The 14,330-nt window shown below is 64.9% G+C and carries 11 protein-coding genes; 2 read left to right on the top strand and 9 right to left on the bottom strand.

Annotated features, from left to right (window positions below):
• Positions 1–9: 9 nt before the first annotated feature.
• From FJW04_RS03430 to FJW04_RS03415, 4 genes are all read right to left on the bottom strand, one after another.
• Positions 10–822 carry an ABC transporter permease gene (locus tag FJW04_RS03430; protein WP_140712323.1) on the bottom strand — a complete coding sequence of 271 codons (813 nt, stop codon included), beginning with the start codon at positions 820–822 and terminating at the stop codon, positions 10–12.
• A complete protein-coding gene (locus FJW04_RS03425) occupies positions 822–1,685 on the bottom strand; it encodes an ABC transporter permease (RefSeq protein WP_140712321.1) in 864 nt (287 codons plus the stop codon). Before FJW04_RS03425 ends, FJW04_RS03430 begins: the two co-directional genes overlap by 1 nt.
• Positions 1,686–1,748: 63 nt before the next feature.
• Positions 1,749–2,912, bottom strand: coding sequence for a spermidine/putrescine ABC transporter substrate-binding protein (locus FJW04_RS03420; RefSeq protein ID WP_140712319.1), 1,164 nt, complete (start codon positions 2,910–2,912; stop codon positions 1,749–1,751).
• Positions 2,893–4,029 carry an ABC transporter ATP-binding protein gene (locus FJW04_RS03415; RefSeq protein WP_015315087.1) on the bottom strand — a complete coding sequence of 379 codons (1,137 nt, stop codon included), beginning with the start codon at positions 4,027–4,029 and terminating at the stop codon, positions 2,893–2,895. Before FJW04_RS03415 ends, FJW04_RS03420 begins: the two co-directional genes overlap by 20 nt.
• Positions 4,030–4,143: 114 nt before the next feature.
• Here FJW04_RS03415 and FJW04_RS03410 point away from each other — a divergent pair, with 114 nt between their 5' ends.
• Positions 4,144–4,956 (top strand): LuxR C-terminal-related transcriptional regulator, encoded by an 813-nt coding sequence (locus FJW04_RS03410; RefSeq protein ID WP_140712317.1) that lies wholly within the window; start codon positions 4,144–4,146, stop codon positions 4,954–4,956.
• A 27-nt stretch (positions 4,957–4,983) separates the two neighbouring features.
• Here FJW04_RS03410 and FJW04_RS03405 read toward each other — a convergent pair whose 3' ends face one another.
• The 5 genes from FJW04_RS03405 to FJW04_RS03385 all read right to left on the bottom strand — a co-directional run bounded on the left by FJW04_RS03405 (position 4,984) and on the right by FJW04_RS03385 (position 11,680).
• Positions 4,984–7,044, bottom strand: coding sequence for a 3-hydroxyacyl-CoA dehydrogenase NAD-binding domain-containing protein (locus FJW04_RS03405; RefSeq protein ID WP_140712315.1), 2,061 nt, complete (start codon positions 7,042–7,044; stop codon positions 4,984–4,986).
• A gap of 119 nt (positions 7,045–7,163) precedes the next feature.
• Positions 7,164–8,111: an ABC transporter permease gene (locus FJW04_RS03400; RefSeq protein ID WP_015315084.1), complete on the bottom strand. Its 948-nt coding sequence runs from the start codon at positions 8,109–8,111 to the stop codon at positions 7,164–7,166.
• A 3-nt stretch (positions 8,112–8,114) separates the two neighbouring features.
• Positions 8,115–9,095: an ABC transporter permease gene (locus FJW04_RS03395; protein ID WP_015315083.1), complete on the bottom strand. Its 981-nt coding sequence runs from the start codon at positions 9,093–9,095 to the stop codon at positions 8,115–8,117.
• A 1-nt stretch (position 9,096) separates the two neighbouring features.
• A complete protein-coding gene (locus tag FJW04_RS03390; protein WP_246673696.1) occupies positions 9,097–10,617 on the bottom strand; it encodes a sugar ABC transporter ATP-binding protein in 1,521 nt (506 codons plus the stop codon).
• 49 nt (positions 10,618–10,666) lie between these two features.
• The gene (locus FJW04_RS03385) at positions 10,667–11,680 is read right to left on the bottom strand and encodes an ABC transporter substrate-binding protein (protein ID WP_015315081.1); all 1,014 of its coding nucleotides are present in this window, start codon (positions 11,678–11,680) and stop codon (positions 10,667–10,669) included.
• 210 nt (positions 11,681–11,890) lie between these two features.
• Between FJW04_RS03385 and FJW04_RS03380 the strand changes: the two genes are divergently transcribed.
• Entirely contained in the window at positions 11,891–14,308 is a 2,418-nt protein-coding gene (locus FJW04_RS03380; RefSeq protein WP_140712313.1) for a glucan 1,4-alpha-glucosidase, read from the top strand.
• Positions 14,309–14,330 lie beyond the last annotated feature (22 nt).

Genomic DNA, 14,330 nt, shown 5'->3' with positions numbered 1-14,330 from the left:
GAGCGGCTTTCAGTTTGACGGCTTGCGCTGGCGCAGCTGCCATTGGGCAAGCACCACGAGCAGGACGGAGGCGACGAGCACGATCGTCGCGATGGCGTTGATCTCCGGCGTTACGCCGCGCCGGATAGAGGCAAAGACATAGATCGGCAGCGTCGTCTGCGCGCCGGCGACGAAGAAGGCGACGATGAAGTCGTCGAAGGAGAAGGTGAAAGCGAGCAGGAAACCGGCGACCACCGCCGGGATGATCTGCGGCAGGACGATCGAGCGGAAGGTCGTCAACGGCGTGGCGTATAGATCGCTGGAGGCCTCGACCAGATTGCGATCGAGGCTGCCAAGCCGCGTGCCGACGATCATCGTCACCAGCGCCATCGAGAACAGGCCATGCGCGGCGATGATCGAGCCGTAGCCGAGCGACAGGCGCGGCGGCTGGTCGCCCGGCCAGACCGAGGCGAGGAACGGATTGACGACCGCGAACAGCTGAACGAGCGCGACCAGCGTCGAGATGCCGATGACGACGCCCGGAACGACGATCGCCGCGCCAAGCAGGCCGTCGAAGACGGCGCGGGTTCTGGCGCCGACACGCGCCAGGCCAAGTGCCGCCGCGGTGCCGAACACCGCCGCCAGCAGGGCGCTGGTGCTGGCGATGAACAGGCTGTTCTTCAGCGCCTCGACCAGGAACGGGTTGGACAGGGCCTTGCCATACCACTGCACCGAGAAACCGGTGAACTCGCTGGCGTGGTGGCCGGCGTTGAAGGAAAACAGCACGACCAGCACGATCGGCAGATAGAGGAACGCAAAGACGGCGATGACGAAGGCGCGCATCAGATGAGGTCCACCCGGCGAGCGCCCGCAACGCGGTTCGAAATGCGGTTGGCGACAATCAGCACCACCACCGAGACCAGCACCAGCGTGATCGCGATGGCCGACCCGAACGGCCAGTTGCGCGATTGCAGGAAGAGGTCGACCAGCGCGTTGCCGATGAAGAACACTTTGCCGCCGCCAAGCAGCGTCGGGATCAGGTATTCGCCGAGCAGCAGGATCATGACCAGCGAGAAGCCGGTCATCACGCCCGGCAGCGACAGCTTCAGGGTTACGCCGAAAAAGGTCGACAACGGCCTCGCGCCGAGATCGGCGGAGGCCTCCAGCAGCCTTCGGTCGAGCCGTTCGAGGCTGACATAGATCGGCAGGATCATCAGCGGCAGATAGCCGTAGACGATGCCGAGCAGGACCGCGCCCGGCGTGTTGATCAACCGGACATCCTCGATGCCGGCAAAGGCGAGCAGCGCCGGGATGCCGCGTCCACCCAGAATGTACATCCACGCATATGTCCGCATCAGAAGGCTGGTCCAGAACGGAATGACGACCAGCGCGAGCAGGATCAGCCGCCAGCGCTGCGGCGCCTGCAAGGCGAGGTAATAGGCGACCGGATAGGCGACAAGCAGGCAGGCGAGCGCGCCCACTGGCGCCAGCACCATCGTGTTCCAGAACGCGGTCGCCCGTGCCGGGAGATTGGCATATTGCGCCAGCGTGAAGGCTGCCTGGTAGCCGCCCTCCGGCGCCCGCTCGCCGACGCTGAACACGGCGATGGCGATGAATGGCAGCACCAGGAACACCACCAACCATGCCGTCGCCGGCGCGAGCAGCAAGGCGGTCAGGAAATTACGCCGAAATCTGTTGCCGTGCATCGAAACCGCCCCGGTGCCGGCGGGCATGGGCCCGCCGGTCGATTGTCTTTATCCAGGCCAGTCTCAAGCCGATTTGAAGCGCGCCATCAGTTCGGCACGGCCCGGGTCGGTCAGCGTTGCCGCCGCGCCGAATTCAAGCGGCGTCAACAGCTCCGCCGCCGGATAGAGGATCGGATTGTCGAGCACTTCCTTGGGCAGCAGCTTGTTGACGCGCGCATCCGTCGAAGGCGCGCCGTTGGCGAGGTGCTCCTTCACTGCGACCTGCGGGTTCATCAGATAGTTGAGCAGCGCATAACCGGCGGGCTTGTTGGGCGCGTCCTTCGGGATGGCATAAAAATCGGTCCAGATCTCGCCGCCTTCCTTGCCCAGCACATAGGCGATCTCGGGAATGTCGCGATGCAGTTGCGCGCCGTCATTGGTCCAGCACATCGTCATCCACGCGTCGCCCGCACGCATACCCGGCTGGTAGTCGGACGAGACGGCGAACAGATGCGGCTTGACCTTCAGCAGCAGTTCCTCTGCCTTGGCGAGCTCGTCCTGCTTCAGCGAATTGAACGAATAGCCGTAATATTTCAGCGCGTTGCCGATGGTGGTGAGCTGGTAGTCGTGCACCATGGTGCGGCCATCGCCCTCGGCCACGGCGGTATCCCAGAACTCCTTCCAGCTCGTCATCGGCTTGGTCAGCTTCTTGGTGTTCACTGCAAAGCCCGTGGTGCCCCAGTTCTTCGGCACGGCGTAGATCACCTTGTCGATCGTGCCCTCGGAGGTGAAGCGCGGATCTTCCTGCGTACCGTCGAAATTCGGGAGCTTCGCCATCTCCAGCGGCTCGATAATGCCGAGCTTCTTGTAGGTCGAGATCGTATAGTTGGTCGGCACGAACAGGCTCCAGCCCGAGGCGCCGGCCTGCAGCTTGGCCAGCATCTCCTCGTTGGAGCCGAACACGTTGACCTCGACGGCGACACCGGTGTCCTTTTTGAAGTTCTCGAAGGTCTGCGGGTCATGGTAATTCGGCCAGGTGGCGATCGACATGCGGTCGCCAAGGCTTTCGGCGGCGAAGGCAGGGGTCGGCATGATGCCGATCTCGCGCGCCATCACCGCCGTTGCGATGCCAAGGCCGGTGAGGCCAAGGAAGTCGCGGCGGCCGATCGAGCCGCGCTTCAGGCGCATCAGCTGGTCGACGAAATTCTCGGGGCTTATCGGCAGTCCGTCACGATATGATTTCGACATGTTTGTTTACCCTCTGGTTGGTCCCGTTGTTCTTGGTTTCCGGAAACGCCAGCGGCGTTCCCATGGCATAGCCGATGGCGACGGGTTCACCCGGCTTGAAGAGATTGCCTTGGCCGATCAGGTGATCGGCCTTGGCGAGCAAAGTGCCGATGCCCTGCACTTCGATCGCGTATTCCGCGGTCGAGCCGAGGAATATCCGGTTGCGGACGATGCCTTTGAGCGGACCGCTTTCGGGAGCGCCAAGGCTGAGTGATTCGGGACGCAGACTGACCGAGACGGTCTCGCCTTGTCGAAGCGCGGTTCGCTTGCGCGCCGCGACCACAGTGCCGTCCGCCAGCGCCACGTCCACCAGGTCGCCCGTGTGCCCGGCGACGGTGCCGCTCAACAGATTGGTCTTGCCGACGAAATCGGCGACGAACAGGTCGGCCGGCTCGTCATAGATCTCGCTCGGCTGGCCGAGCTGGACGATGCGCCCGCCATTCATGACGCAGACGAAATCGCTCATCGACAGCGCTTCCTCCTGGTCGTGGGTCACCAGCACGAAGGTGATGCCGATCTCGCGCTGCAGGTTCTGCAGCTCGATCTGCATGTCGGTGCGCAGCTTCTTGTCGAGCGCCGCAAGCGGCTCGTCGAGCAGCAGCACCGCCGGCTTGTTGACCAATGCACGCGCCAGCGCGACACGCTGCTGCTGGCCGCCGGACAGTTCGTGGATCTTGCGGCCGCCATAGCCGGCGAGCCGCACCATTTCGAGCGCTTCGCCAGCCCGCCGGCCGATATCGCGCGACGACAGCCGTGGCCTTGCCTGGCGCAGCCCGTAGGAAACGTTGGCTTCGACATCGAGATGCGGAAACAGCGCGTATTGCTGGAACACCATGTTGACCGGCCGTCGGTAGGGCGGCGTGCCGGCCATGTCCTGGCCACGGATGAACACCTGGCCTTCGCTCGGCTGTTCGAACCCGCCGATCATGCGCAGGCAGGTGGTCTTGCCGCAGCCGGACGGTCCAAGCAGCGCAACGAAGGCGGAGGGCGGCACGGCAAGGTCGATGCCGCTGACCGCGGTCACCGCGCCATAGCGCTTGGCGACGCCGCGAAATTCGATGTCGGGCACTGCGGTCAAGGCTGCGGGCTCCAGGACGATGCGATTTCAAGACGCTACCAGAGCTAATGGCAGCTAGTATATACCTCGCAGGTGGTATATCTGATCTATTTTCCCGTTTAAGGGGGTATTGGATTGAGCGCTTCCCGCAGCGACGAATACCGCCGGCTCGCCACGCTTGTCGCGGCGACGCGGGAGACGAGCGGGGATGTCTTCGGCCAAGCGATGGTCGATTGGCTGCGGCAGCATGTCGGCTTCGACCATTGCGTGATCTTCGGTTATCGGGGTGCCGCGCGCCCGCCACTGCTGTTCGAGACCTTCACGCCGGCCGAAAGCCACGTCTTCGTCGCGCTCTATCAGGAAGGCCCCTACCTGCTCGACCCCTTCCACCACGCGGCGGTCGAGCGCAAGGAAGGGTTCTGGCGCATGCGCGAACTGGCTCCTGATCGTTTCTACGCCAGCGAATATTTTCGCTCCTATTACAGCCAGACCAGGCTGGCCGAGGAAGTCGGCTTCTTCGTGCCGCTGCCGGGCAAGGACGCGCTGGTGCTGTCGCTGATGCGGCTCAGCGCTTCCGGTCCGTTCGGCACCGCCGATGCCAGGCTGCTGCGCGACATGGCGCCGGCGGTGATCAGCTTCACCAGGTTGCGCTGGCCAACTCTTCCCGCCGACGAGCCGGCCGAGATGAAGCAGGACGAGGAAATCACCGAGGTCAACGAGTTCGACCGCGCCCATATCTGGAAAAGCCTGTCGCTGACGCCGCGCGAAAAACACGTCGTCGACCTGGTGCTGCAGGGCCATTCGACGGAATCGATCGCCAGGGCCATGCGCATCGTGCCGGGAACCGTGAAGGTCCATCGCCGCAACATCTACCGCAAGCTCAAGATCAAGTCGCAGGCCGGCCTTTTCGCCCGCTTCGTCGAGATCATCGACGCGCGGATCCGGTGATTCCCGCAGGCCGCTGACTACCCCGGGTCAGGCTTCCCACGAGTCGGTTTTGGCCATCCGCTCGAGCAAGGGCGCCGGTTTGAAAACATCCTTGCCCGTCCGCTCATGCCAATACCTGAGTCGCCCGACGATCCTGGCCGCGCCTTCGAGGCCGGCCCAGAACATCGGGCCGCCCTTGCCGATGGGAAAGCCATAGCCATTGACCCAGACGACATCGATGTCGGACGCACGGGCCGCGATTCCCTCCTCCAAAATCTTCGCGCCTTCGTTGACCAGGGGATAGAGTGTGCGCTCGATGATTTCGTCGGCGTCTATCGTGCGCGGCACGATGCCCTTTTCCGCCGCCTTGTCGCGGATCAGCGCCTCGACCTCTGGATCGGGCACCGGCGTGCGCGAGCCGTTCTCGTAGAGATAGAAGCCGCGGCCGGTTTTCTGGCCGAAACGCCCCTGTTGGCAGAGCGTGTCGGCGATGGGGGCCGTGAGGCCCCGCGCCTTGCGGTTACGCCAGCCGATGTCGAGACCGGCAAGGTCGCCCATCTGGAACGGACCCATCGGCCAGCCAAAATCGGTGAACGCCTTGTCGATCTGGCTGGGGGTTGCGCCTTCGAGCAGCAGCGCTTCGGATTCCGAGCCGCGCGCGGCCAGCATACGGTTGCCGACGAAGCCGTGGCAGACGCCGACGACGACAGCCACCTTGCCGATCCGGCGCGCAAGGTCGATCACGGTCGCCAGCGCATCAGGCGCCGTTTTTTCGGCGCGCACGATCTCCAGCAGTTTCATGACGTTGGCCGGCGAGAAGAAATGCAGGCCGAGCACATCCTGCGGCCGCGAGGTCGAGGCGGCGATTTCGTCGATGTCGAGATAAGAGGTGTTGGTGGCGAGGATGGCGCCCGGCCTCGCCGCTGCGTCGAGCTTCCCGAAGATTTCTTTCTTGACCGCCATGTCCTCGAACGCTGCCTCGACGATCAGGTCGCAATCGGCGAGATCGGCATGGTCGATCGTGCCTTTGAACTGGGCGAGCCGCTGCCGCTTGGCATCCTCGCTCAAGGAGCCGCGTGCAACCGAGACGGTGTAATTCTTCTCGATCGTCGCCAACCCGCGCCGCAGCGCCTCCTGGCTGGTTTCCAGCAAGGTGACGGGAAAGCCGCCATTGGCGAAGGCCATGGCAATGCCGCCGCCCATCGTGCCGGCGCCGATGACGCCGACGCGGGCGATCCTGCGCTTGACGGCGTCCTTGCCGGGAAGCTTGGCCGCCTCGCGTTCGGCGAAAAACAGGTGCCGTTGGGCGCGCGACTGGTCGCTGGCGACAAGCTTGACGAACAGCGCCCGCTCCTCCGCCAGCGCCTCGTCGAAGGGCAGCGTGACGGCATCGCGCACCGCCTGCGCACAGGCGATTGGCGCTTCGAGGCCACGCGCTTTGCGGGCAAGATCCGCGGCCTCCGCATCGAAGGCGGCAAGGTCGGTCTCCTTCAGGACGTCGTCGCGGTCGCGCACCGGCGGGAACGGACCGCCCTTGCGGGCCATTTCGCGGGCGAAATTCACGGCGTGGGTGGTCAGATCGCCTTCGAAAACGGCATCCACCAGGCCGGCGCCGTAAGCCTCATCGGCACCGATCGGTGTGCCGGAAACGATCATCTTCAATGCCTTGGCTGCGCCAACCAGGCGTGGCAGCCGCACCGTGCCGCCGCCACCGGGCAGGATGCCGAGCTTCACCTCGGGCAGGCCGAGCCTGGCGCCTTGATCGGCAACGCGGAAATGGCAGCCGAGCGCCAATTCCAGCCCGCCGCCGAGCGCGGTACCGTGGATGGCGGCGACCGTTGGCCTGGCGATGGCTTCCAGCACAGCCACGATGGCGCGCAATTCCGGCTGCTGCATCGGCTTGCCGAATTCGGTGATGTCGGCGCCGGCAACGAAGGTCCGGCCGGCGCAAGCGATGACGATGGCCGTGACCGATGCGTCATCGCGCAAAGCGACCAGAGCCTGCATCAGCGGTTCGCGGACGTGGAAACTCAGCGCGTTTACCGGCGGATTGTCGATGGTGACGATGGCGACGCCACCCTCGTTCGCGACGCTGACAGAACTGGACAAGTGGGGGCCTCCCAAGACCGACTGAGATCGGGGACCGGTTTACAAGGCCACGCCGCGAATGGGAACCGGCTGGTCCAATGGTTGGCGGATAGGCTGCGGTCGCGCCGGAGACGTTGCGGTCAGCGCACCGCCTTCTCGCCGCCCGCAGCCGTAATCACCCCTACGATGATAAGCCCGGTCAGCAGGAGACGCACCCCGGCGCTGACGCCGAATGTGTTGAGCATGGTGAGCAGCAGCACCAGGAACAGCGCCGCGCCCCAGACGCCCGGCACATTCGCCTTGCCGCCCGCCACCGACGTGCCGCCGATGACGACCACGGCGATCGAAGCGAGCAGGTATTCGTTGCCGATGTCGACATTGGCGCCGCGGAAATAACCGGCGAGCAGCGCGCCATCGATGCCGCCGAGCGCGCCCGACAGCGTATAGGTGAGAAAACGGATCCGCCCGACATTGACGCCGGCGAGCCAGGCGGCGCGGATGTTCTGGCCGATCGCCAGCACCGAGCGGCCATAGATCATGCGCTGTAAGGCGATGGCCGCACCGATGGTGAACAGCACGGTGAGGATCGCCAGCACGGGCACGCCCAGCACCTGCCAGTTGGTGAAATCGGCGAAGCCAGGCGGCGGCTTGATCTGCAGTCCGCGCCCATAGCTGATGTCGACCGACTGGATGATGAAGCTCGCTGACAGCGTGGCGATGATCGGCGGGATGCGCAGCGCCCAGATCAAGAGATAGTTGATGGTCCCGATCGCGGCGCCACAGGCGAGCGCCGCCAGCAATCCGACCAGGATCATGGCATCGCTGCCGCCCATCACCTTCATGGCGACCGCGCTGGCGAGGCCGATATTGGCCGGCAGCGACAGGTCGACATTGCCAGGTCCAAGCGTAATGACGAACATCTGGCCGACGCCGACGATGACGGTGAACACGGCAAGCGACAATGCCGCCGTGACCATGCCGCCGCCGCCATAGCCCCCGGTGAAGGCGATCGTCGCCAACCACACCAGCAGCGCACCGACAAACGACCAGATCCAGGGTTTTGTGAGCAGGGTTTTCAGCGAAGCCATCGCTCACCTTTCCCTGCGGCTGATCAGCACCCGCGCCGCAAGCACGATGATCAGGATGGCGCCGTTGGCGGCCACCTGCCAGTCGGGCGGAATGTGCATGAAGGTGAGCAGCGGCGAGGCGGCCAGCGCCAGCGTCAGCGCGCCGATGACGGCGCCGATCGGCGAGACCCGGCCGCCGACGAACTCGCCGCCGCCGAGGATGACGCCGGCGATGGCCAGCAGCGTGTAACCATTGCCGATATTGGCATCGGCCGAGGTGGTGATGCCGATCAGCGCCATGCCCGACAGAACGCCGAACAGGCCGGCCAGCGCAAACAGCACGATCTTGGTCTTGAGCAGCGACCAGCCGGCGCGCTTGAGCGCCGCGGGATTGCCGCCCGAGCCGCGCAGGATCACCCCGTAGGAGGTACGCATCAGGCCGAAATGCACGACGGCCGCGATCAGCAGCGCGGCGATGATCGGAAACGGAATGAAAGGCGGCTTGAACGACATGATCGCCAGCAGCCAGTCCGGCGCCTTGCCGCCCGGTTTTGGCAGGACGAGAATGGCGAGGCCCTGCCAGACGAAGCTCATGCCGAGCGTCACCACGATGGAGGGCAGGTTGCGCAGATGGATCAGCGCGCCGAGCAGCGCATAAATGCCGATCGATCCGGCGAGAATGAGGATGCCGATGAGCGGCGCATCCTTAAGCCAGGTCGCGGTGACGCAACCGACAAAACCGACAAAGGTGCCGATCGAGAGATCAAGCTCGTTGCCGGCGATGACGAACATCTGCGCGATCGTCGCCAGCGCGATCGGAATCGCCAGGTTCAACATCAGGCTGAAGCCGAAATAGCTGATGGCGCGCGGATTGAGCCAGGCGATCGCGAGCAACACCAGCGCCAGCGATAGCGCGGGCAGCAGGCCGCGCAACAGCCGCGCCCGCGCCGCCGCATTGCGTGCCGCCGATCCCTTGAAGCCATTGTCGATTGGCGTCGCCGTCATCTCAGGCCGCATCGCCGAAGGAGGACTGGATGATCTTCTCTTCGGTCAGCTCGTCGCGCGTCAGATTGGCGACGATGCGGCCGTTCTTGAAGACATAGATGTGGTCGCAATTGTCGAGCTCTTCGGTTTCGGTCGTGTACCAGAGGAAGGTGCGTCCGCGGCCCGCCTCCTCGCGCACTTGATCGTAGACCTCCAGCTTGGTACCGATGTCGACGCCGCGCATCGGGTCGTCCATCAGCACGATCTGGGCATCGGAGCCGAGCGCCCTGGCGAACAGCGCTTTCTGCTGGTTGCCGCCCGACAGCGAGAAAATATTGTTGTTCATGTCAGGCGTGCGGATGCCGATCTTCTTCTGCCAGAACGCGGCCAATTCGGCCTCACGCTGGGGTGAAATCAACAGCCCGTTGCGCAAGCGCGCCAGCGAGCGGATGCCGATGTTTTCGGCAATCGACCATTGCGGGAAAATGCCATCGGACTGGCGGTCGCCTGCCACCAGGGCCACCGGCGCCGTCACCTCGATGCCGGTCTTGGCGCGTGCGGCGGCATCAAAGATGCGCAGCAGCAAGTCGGTCTGTCCGTGACCGGCCAGCCCGGCAAGGCCGATGATCTCGCCCGCGCGCGCGACGAGGTCCTTGCCATCCGCCTGTCCGGCCGGCCGCGCCCGCACGCGCAGCGGATTGGCGCCTGTCTTGGCGGCGGCGGCCTGCGCGGCGGTCTTCGCACGCGCCTCGGCTCCGCCCATCACGGCTACCAGCCGGTCGCGATCGAAGGCACCAGCCGCGTCCGACGCCACCACCTTGCCGTCGCGCATCACAACGATCCGGTCGGCGTTCCGCAGCACCTCGCCCAGCACGTGCGAGATCAGGATGCAGCTTTTGCCACCAGCGACGAAGCGGCGCACGAAGGCCAGCAACTGGCCCGATGTGTGCGCGTCGAGCGACGAGGTCGGTTCGTCGAGGATAACCAGGTCGAGCCGGTCGTGCGTCACGGTGAAGGCACGCGCCACCTCGACCATCTGGCGCCGGCCGATCGACAGATCGCCGACAATGTCCCAGGCCGAGATGCCATGGTCCGGAAAGATTTCGTCCAGCTTGGCGGCGATCAGCTCTGCCGCCTTGCGCCGCCAGCCGAAGCCGGAAAGCGACGCATGGTTGATACGCGTGTTTTCGGCGACGCTGAGATTGGGGCACAGCGACAGTTCCTGGAACACGCAGCGTATGCCGCGCTGCTGCGCCCGCGACACCGAGTAGTTGTCCTCGATGCCGCCATGCACGGTGATCGTGCCGCTGTCGGGCGTCGAGGTCCCGGCCACCATGTGCATCAGCGTCGACTTGCCGGCGCCGTTATGGCCGACGAGGCCGACGCACTCGCCGGGCCCGACATGAAAATCCACCCCGCCCAGCGCCCTGACGGCGCCGAAATGCTTTTCGGCACCGTCAAGTCTTACGATGTCAACACTGGCGGCGCCGAATTGGTTTTCGGCGCCGTCCGGTCTGATGATGTCCGTGTCGCCTGCAGCCATGCTCAACGATATCCGCTCGGTGATGCCCGCGGCAACGCGTCTGCGACTTTCACTTGATATTGGCTTTGATCGCCGCGATGGCATCTTCCTGCGTGTATTCGTGGGTGGCGACACCGCCCTCCTTGATCTTGGGCAGGGCCGCCTCGAAATCGTCCTGGGTGAAGGCCAGATACGGCACCAGCAGATCGTGCGGAATGTCCTTGCGGCCATCGAGCACCTGCTGCGCCACCCAGAAGGCGAGCGTCGATACGCCCGGCGCGATCGAAGCCGACCAGGTCTGGTAGCCGTCCTTGTCCTTCTGTTCCTTCCACCACTTCAATTCATCTTGCCGGTTGCCCATGATGATGGTCGGGCGCGGCTTGCCGGCGGCGGCGAAGGCTTGCGCGGCGCCATAGCCGTCACCGCCCTGGTCGACGATGCCGACGACGTCGGGCAGCGACGGCAGGATGGTCGCCACCGCCTTCTGAGCCGTGGTCTGGTCCCAGTCGCCGGTGACAGAACCGACGATCTTGAATTCGGGATGCGCGGCCACGCCTTCGAGGATGCCTGCATGGATGGCATCATCGATCGAGGTGCCGGCAAGCCCCCGGATTTCAAGCAGATTGCCGCCCTTGGGCTGGAACTTGGCCATCTGCTCGACTTCCTGCTTGCCCATGTCCTTGAAGTCGACGACGACGCGGTAGGCGCAGGGCTCGGTGACGGTGCCGTCGAAGGAGACGACGGTGATGCCGGCATCGCAGGCCTGCTTGATGGCACCGTTGAGCGCATCCGGCGAGGCGGCGTTGATGACGATGGCGTCATAGCCCTGCAGGATCAGGTTCTGCACCTGGGCGGCCTGGGTCGGCACCTCCTTGTCGGCAGTGGTGAAGACATCAGCCGCGCCGACGATCTTGTCGTCGACGGCCTTCTTGGTGACGATGCCATAGCTGTCGAGCATCGCCTGCCGCCACGAATTGCCGGCATAATTGTTGGAGAACGCGATCTTCTTGCCGCTGGTGTCGGCAAAAGCCGTACCGGCCGCGAGCACCGCCGCAAGCGTGCTGAGAACCAATAGTTTCTTCATGTGATACTCCTCCCGAGAGTTGCTGATCAGTTTGATTGTCGACGAATTTCGCGATTGAGATCCTGTTTTTTATCTATTGTCAGACAAAAGTGCAGAAGGCCGGCGGGCTGTCAACTGCAATCCGATGTGCGCCGGCGATCAACTTGCGGTGCGCTGATTGAAATGGCTTCGTTTGATGGCTAGGCATGCGGGCCAGGAGAGCGAACAAGCATGGCAGTGACGCCGACTGTGCCGCCGGGCGCACCGGGAATTCCCGCGCGCTGGACCTCAAGCGCCAAGAGCGGAGTCGGCTCGGCGCTTTCGCCGTCCAGCCGCGTCTGGTTCACCACCAGCCACGGCATCCTGAACGAGGTGTACTATCCGCGCGTCGACAGCGCCTGCACGCGCGACCTCGGCCTGATCGTCACCGGCATGGATGGCTATTTCTCCGAGGAGAAGCGCGATGCCTCGCACGGCATAGAGCCGTTCGAGGACGGCGTGCCCGCCTACAGGCTGGTCAATACAGCCGACGACGGCGCCTACCGGATCGAGAAGCGTATTCTGGCCGATCCGGCGCGCCCGACCTTGCTGCAGGAAATCACCTTCAGCCCGCTCAAGGGCTCCGCGGCCGATTACCGCGTCTACGCGCTTCTGGCGCCGCATCTGGTCAATGCCGGCATGAGCAACACCGCCTGGGTCGGCGAGTACCAGGGAAAGCCTGTCCTGTTTGCCTCGGGGCGCGGCACCTGCCTGGCGCTGGCCTCCTCCCTGCCCTGGCGGGATTGCTCGGCCGGCTATGTTGGCTTCTCCGACGGCTGGCAGCAACTCAACAATACCGGCAAGCTCGATACGGCTTGCCGGCGTGCCGAGGACGGCAATGTCGCGCTGACCGGCGAGATCGGCTTCACCGCCGCCAACACAAAAACCGTGCTGGCGCTGGGTTTTGGGACGACACCGGACGAAGCCGCCGACAACGCCTTCGCCAGCCTGAAGCGGGGTTTTGAACCGGCGGCGAAATCCTACGTCGAACAATGGCGCGAATGGCAGGCGGGGCTGCTGCCACTGGACCGCCACGCGGTCCCCGGAGTGAACAGCTACCGCGTCTCCACCGCGGTGCTGGCAACCCACCGGTCGTCGGCAATGCCCGGCGCGGCGGTGGCCAGCCTGTCGATCCCATGGGGATTCAACAAGGGCGACAATGATCTCGGCGGCTATCATCTTGTCTGGCCACGCGACCTGGTCGAAACAGCGGGCGGCTTTCTCGCCGCCGGCGATGCCGCCTCGGCATTGCGGATCCTGGAATATCTCCGCTCCATCCAGCAGCCGGACGGCCATTGGCCACAGAACGCCTGGCTCGACGGCTCCGCCTATTGGCCCGGCATCCAGATGGACGAATGCGCCTTTCCCTTGCTGCTGGCGGATGCCCTGCATCGCGCTGGCCACTTGCCGCGTGCCAGGCTGAAGGCCTTCCTGCCGATGATCGAGCGCGCCGCCTCCTATGTCGTGCGCAATGGTCCGGTCACCGGCGAGGACCGCTGGGAAGAAGACGCCGGCTACAGCCCGTTCACGCTGGCCGTCGAGATCGCGGCACTGCTTGCCGGCGCCGACCTGCTCGATGCCAGCGGCAAAGCGGCGGAGGCGGCCTACCTGCGCGAAACCGCCGACTGCTGGAACGACCAGGTCGAACGCTGGACCTATCTCACCGGCACCGCCATCTGCAAGACCGTCGGTGTCGGCGGCTATTACGTCCGCATTGCGCCGCCAGACGACCCCGATGCCGGCTCGCCGAAGGACGGCTATGTGCCGATCAAGAACCGGCCACCCGGCGACACCGACCGGCCGGCCGAGGAAATCGTCAGCCCGGATGCGCTGGCCCTGGTGCGCTTTGGCCTGAGAGCCGCCGACGATCCGCGCATCGTCGATACCGTCAAGGTTATCGACGCGCAGCTGCGCTGCGAACTGCCGCAAGGGCCGCTCTGGTACCGCTATAACAGCGACGGCTATGGCGAGCACGAGGATGGCACGCCCTTCGACGGCACCGGCCAGGGCCGGCCTTGGCCCCTGCTTGCCGGCGAACGGGCTCATTACGAGCTGGCCGCCGGGCGCAAGGACAAGGCGGCCAGCTTGCTCGATGCGCTGGAACGGTCGGCCGGGCCTGGCGGCCTGCTGCCCGAACAGGTGTGGGACGGCGCCGATATTCCCGAGCGCGAGCTGCTGCATGGCAAGCCATCGGGCAGCGCCATGCCACTGGTCTGGGCGCATTCCGAACACATCAAGCTGCTGCGCTCGCTACGCGACGGCGCCGTCTTCGATATGCCGCCGCAAGGCGTGAAGCGCTACATCCAGGGCAAGACCGTATCGTCGTTCAGGGCATGGCGCTTCAACAACAAGATCCGCGCACTGCCCGAGGGCAAGACATTGCGCGTCGAGCTGCTGACGGCGGCCATCGTGCATTGGAGCACGGACAATTGGGCAACCGCCCACGACAGCCGGACAGCGGAAAACGCTTTCGGCCTTCACCTTGTCGATCTGCCCACGGCCAGCCTCCCCAACGGAAGCACGCTGCTCTTCACTTTTTTCTGGCCCGGAACCGGCGATTGGGAGAATGTCGACTTCTCCGTCATGTCAGGCGCGCAGGACAGCCAGTAGATCCTTCCTCGACAACCCCAGA

Source organism: Mesorhizobium sp. B2-7-3, assembly GCF_006440715.1.
Taxonomy (GTDB): domain Bacteria; phylum Pseudomonadota; class Alphaproteobacteria; order Rhizobiales; family Rhizobiaceae; genus Mesorhizobium; species Mesorhizobium australicum.
The sequence above is the reverse complement of the archived record's forward strand: the minus strand, read 5'-3'. Positions and strand labels throughout refer to the sequence as shown.